Source organism: uncultured Fretibacterium sp. (assembly GCF_963544685.1).
In the GTDB taxonomy this organism is placed as follows: Bacteria; Synergistota; Synergistia; order Synergistales; family Aminobacteriaceae; genus CAJPSE01.
Window position 1 is genome coordinate 1 of sequence record NZ_CAUUGJ010000139.1, and the last position, 4,918, is coordinate 4,918.

The following is a 4,918-nucleotide window of genomic DNA, read 5'->3' on the forward strand; positions in this document are numbered from 1 at the left end:
GGGCGACCGTTTCAGAGTGCTTTCCATGGAAGGGTTGGGAGGAATCTACGCCCCCCGGGGCCTGTACTGCGTTCCCTGCGTCAAGCGCCGGGAGGATGGGGCTTGGGATGCCGTCTGGGTTCTGATCCGCGTGGTGTAGTCGTGTGGCACGTTATGGAGGTGAATACGATGAGAAGGGCTTTTGGGTTCTGTGCGCTGTTGGGGCTGGCGCTCTGCGCCACGCCGGCGGGCGCGGCGATCGAGGAGTACGACACGATCAGCCCCATCAACATGACGATCGACAGCTTCGAGTACATGAACGCCGCCTCCCGGGACGCCTTTACCGAGGCGATGCGGCACTGGTCCGTGGCGGTGTATGAGATGACGAACGGCCGGCACCGCCTGGGCCGCGTGAAGATCGTGCAGGGCAGGGGGAACAGGGAATTCGCTCATGTCAGGTGGCTGGAGAATTACCATGAAAATGGAAAACCCCATGCCGAGACGGAGGCCGGGGCCTACGTCCCCTACCGGCAGGATGCTGTCAGCCCCAAACATGCCATCAAGATGAGCAGCGAGTATCTCGGGGGACGCAATGACTTCACGTCCAGTCAAGGGCCGATCGACACGGGGTACACGCTGGCCCACGAGTGCGGCCATTACGTCTACGGACTGTTCGACGAGTATAAGGGGGATAAGCTTAAGTGGTGGTGGGAAAGGGGCTGGCGTGAGTTACAAAGGTGGATGAATCCGAATCTCCCCAGAACGGAAGATCACTTGGTGTGGATAGGTGGAGATTGTGCACATTCTATCATGAGGGATCAAATAAGTGGATTTACTCTAGATAAGAAATTTTTCCCTTATGAAAGAGCGATGGCGCTGAACTTCTCTACGGACGAGCACTACGGCTTCGACGGTATAAAGTGCCCGGAGGAGTATCAGACGGCCCAGCGAAGGCTTTATCCCAGGACCGTCTCGTGCTGGAGCACGCTGGTGAGCAAAGAGCTGCCTGGTTTGACCTTGTTCCCCTACAAGCGCCGTTTCTACAGGGACCTCGTCTCCGCGAAGCCCGCAACCAGCTTCGACATCACCCACGGGAACGGCTTCCCTCGGATCGGTTCGACGGAGGCGGAGTTCCGGGAGAAAAGTCCCGCGATCGACGACCTGAAGATCGAGTGGGGCACCACGAGGAACCAGCGTGCCCGGATGATCCTGGTCGAAAACTCGGGAAACCTACTGGAACCGCTGGAGAAGAACCTGGAGTGGTCTTACTCTCCCACGCTATACAATCTGGTGGACATGATGCTGACGGCGATCCCGGCCGGGGCGGATGTCGGCGTCTTCACGTTCGACAGGGGCGGGATCGAAGAGGTCGCCCCCTTCCAAAAGATGGAAAGTGTCGCCAGGAACAGGCTGAAGGCGGAAACGCGGAATAAGCTGCACACGCTCCTGTTTCCTCAAGATTCCCAGACGGGCATCAATATCCCCCTGTACGACGTCCTGTCGGACGCCATCGACCGCCTTCAAGCGTACATGGATGCCAGGCACATCCTTCTGGGCGACATCGTCGTCCTCATCGCCCAGGCGCCGGAGGAGTCGGAGAAGCACTCGAGGGAGACGACCTTCAAGGCCCTGACCGCAAAGAGTCGGAGCTTCTTCATCCCCTTGTCCTTGGTGAGCGTCAGAAATCGCAACATCGAGCTCTACCAACGCTTGAGCCGTGAGACCGGGGGCATTGTTCGTAGGAGGGCCGTCCCCCTCTCGCCGGAAAGGATCCGCTATATCGGCAACACCTTTTGGCGTTCCTTCCTGCCGGAGCCCTACCTGCTGAGAAACCCTTGGGGCGGGTACCTGCAGCTTTTGTGCGCCGACGACTTCGGGGATATTTTCTCCGGCTACCCGGCTCTCGGAGGCTTGTCCCCCCGGGGGCAAAGCGATATTCGAAGCGGCGTCCAACAAAGTGGAGTCCGATGGAGAACCCCGAGTTCCCTCGCAGGGAAGGCTGCCCCCACGACGGGGGATGCCGCGCAGGGAAAGAGGGACGTGGAGGTGCGTGGCGACAGGCTCTCAAGCCTGCCCTTCATACTGGATGGACGAATCGGCGCCTTTTCGGTCTTCGCCAAGGTGCTCAATCCCTATCAACGGTCGCTGCAATGTGTGTTGGTGGCGCCGGGCGGAAAAAGGTTCCCCGTTGGGGGCAGGCTTTTCGGGTTGGATAATGACCTGAATGTCCACGTGAAGATGAACCCCTCCCTGGCGGGATATTGGCGTCTGGAGTGCGAGGGGGCGAAATACAACGAGGCACAGGTTTCCTTCCATATCGTTGGGGAGTCGATAGGATTGAAGGCAGGAGAGCTTTCGGATCTGGATAACAGGGGAAACGGCGCCGGAAAAGACGAGACCTCCGTCCTGCAGGAGGGAAAACGCGAGCGGGGCTATCGTGGGGCACTGTTCCATCGCCTGGAGGCGGCCGGCGCATCCGGGGGCGTCTTCAACTCCGCCGAGAATGGAAAACGGCTTCGGCTCCAATGCAGCACGTACGAGGGCGAGGAACTCCTTACGGGTCTCTCCGTCGTTGCCAGGGTTATCCATCCCTCCGGATGGATCGAGAGCATACGCATGAGGGACGACGGGGTTGGTCCGGACCTGGCTGATCGGGATGGCATCTACACCGGGGAAGTGTTCTGCAACGAGCGGGGCCACTACCAGGTGTCCACGGCCGCGGAAAATGACGGCAGTGCGTACGTCACCCGCCTGTCGAATCCCGACGGCCCGAGTGGGAGCTTCGACTTGGAGGGAAAGTCGCCCTTCTGGGGAGATGCGGTTACGGAGCCGTTCAAGAGGATGGACCAGGTGACGTTCGACGTGATCTACGATCCCGAGGCGGCCCAGGCCCCCGATCCTGAGGGGACGCACATGACGCTGCCGATCCTGAGCATCGGGGATATCGAGGGGCCGCAGCATATCCTCGAGGGGATCGAGACGGAGTACAGCGTCGACGTAGCTCCCGTGGAGCTGGGCGGGATGATGGCGAAGTACTTTGCCTGGAGCGTAATCAACAGCGATAAATTCAGGATACTTCCGGACCCCGAAGGACGCCCCAACGTCGTTCGCGTGCTTGCCGACAGGGATTACGGCTCTTCCGGCGGCCGCCTGCAGGTTTGCAATGCCGTTCCGCCGGCACTGATACGCTTGGTGGAGGCCCAACGGAGGACGAAGGGTCTGATGGTCGTCGAACCCGTGTTTTTGGGGAAGAGCTTTGCTCTTGGCGATGAATGTATGGTGTTTGCGGACGAGGATGTTTTTTTCGAGGGGGCGCTACGCCTCCCGGAGGGCTATGACTCAAGGGCCAGCTGGAGCAGGCGGGGACCCGACCAAGTGGCGCGACTCGTCCGACAGGATGCGGCGGGCTGTACGGTCAGGACGCTGAAGCCGGGGACCTTCACGCTGACTCTGAGCAGCGACGTGTATCCGGACAGGATTGGCAGGACCATTACGGTGAAGGTCATTCGGCGGGAAGGCCCTGGCTCTCAGCCGGGAAAACCCGGAGACGATGCGGGAAGCAAGCCCAGGCCCATTCCCGGAGGCGACCCCGGCGGGGATGACGACGTCGATACGGATCCGGGGGATGACGGTGGCGGCGGCAGTGGCGGAGGCGGCCCGGGAAGGCCGGGGCGTCCTCCGAGAGGCCCGGAGACGCCCGATCCCGAGGAGCCCGTTCCTCTGCCGCCTGGGGTCTCCGCCGTCCTCGTTGATGGCAGGGCCCTTGGCCCCGGTGGGATGGCCCTGGTTGAGGGCATAAGGAGCATCTCGCTTGCCTTCCGTTTTGCCGATGCGGTGGAGCGGCACTTATTGTCCGCGTCCCTGCTGTCGGCCGAGGGAAAGCGGAACGAGGCCGAGGCCACGATAGACGGCGCGCGTCTTTCGGCGGACGGATTGGCCCTTACGGCGAATTTTCATCCGCGGGAGGAAGGCCGGTATCGAATTGCCTATGGCTTCGAACGGAAAGACGGCGTGAGGGCGAAGGGGAGCTTCGTCGTCAGGGTGACAGGTGGTTCGGGCATCGGCGGCCGGGGGGACGAAAGGCGCGGCGGCGGATGCAGCGCCCTGGACGGAGCCGCGATTTTGTTCCTCCTTGCGTGTTTTTTGCTGACGTGCCGTGCTGAGAGTGCAGGAGGCCGCTCTTGATGCGCTAGCGAGAGGAGAGGACTCATGAAAACGAGAAAAGCGCGCACAAAAAAAGCGTATGTCAGGAATATCGTTCTGTTTTTTTCTCTTTTCCTTTTGGTCCTGCTGAACGTCGCGACCACATTCGCGTACTTCGGCCACCTGGAGGATGGGTTGGGCTACATTTTTATGTCGTTGCTCTGGGGATCCCTCGCCATGGTCCTCGTCACGGGCCCCTATCTCTTTTGCGTCAGGGGCTTTCCGCCGAGGCCCGATCGCCCTGAGGGCGAACCGGAAATCGGCGAGTCGCGAGTGGTTTCCCTCGGAAAAACGCTGGAATACCAAAGGAGTCGGCTGGGCAGACGGGTGATACGGTCCCTTTTCGCTGTCTTCGGTTGTCTTCTGCTGGGTTTACACTTCCTTGTTTCAAGTTCAGGACACTTTGAATTTTATGAGACATTCTGCGGTTGTCTTTCGTTTTTCTGCATGATTTTCTTTGTTTTTTCTTTCTTTACGCACGCATGGGCGTGGTGGGCCCAGAGACGGAGGAACCGAAGGTATCCGCTTACGGGGATGACCCGAAGGGAGGCCTCCTGGATGCTGGAGGTTTCCGGTGAGATCCACCGCCGCATGCACTGTGCTTGCTTGTCGGGGGGGCTCTACGTCACAATCATGGCAGTGTTGGTTTTTCTCCAGATCGTCTGATGTCGGGCCCCGGCCTTCGGCCGGCTGCGGAGCAGTTGGCCCTGGTGGCGAAACGGGTCAACAGAGGGGG

The 4,918-nt window shown here is 60.4% G+C and carries 2 protein-coding genes; both read left to right on the forward strand.

The genetic code is table 11. From position 1 onward, the window contains the following. The first annotated feature begins 168 nt into the window (after positions 1-168). Complete coding sequence (locus tag ABLA28_RS10345) at positions 169-4,164, forward strand: hypothetical protein (RefSeq protein WP_347713599.1); 3,996 nt, start codon at positions 169-171, stop codon at positions 4,162-4,164. A gap of 24 nt (positions 4,165-4,188) precedes the next feature. After that, positions 4,189-4,848 (forward strand): hypothetical protein, encoded by a 660-nt coding sequence (locus ABLA28_RS10350; RefSeq protein WP_347713600.1) that lies wholly within the window; start codon positions 4,189-4,191, stop codon positions 4,846-4,848. Positions 4,849-4,918: the final 70 nt, after the last annotated feature.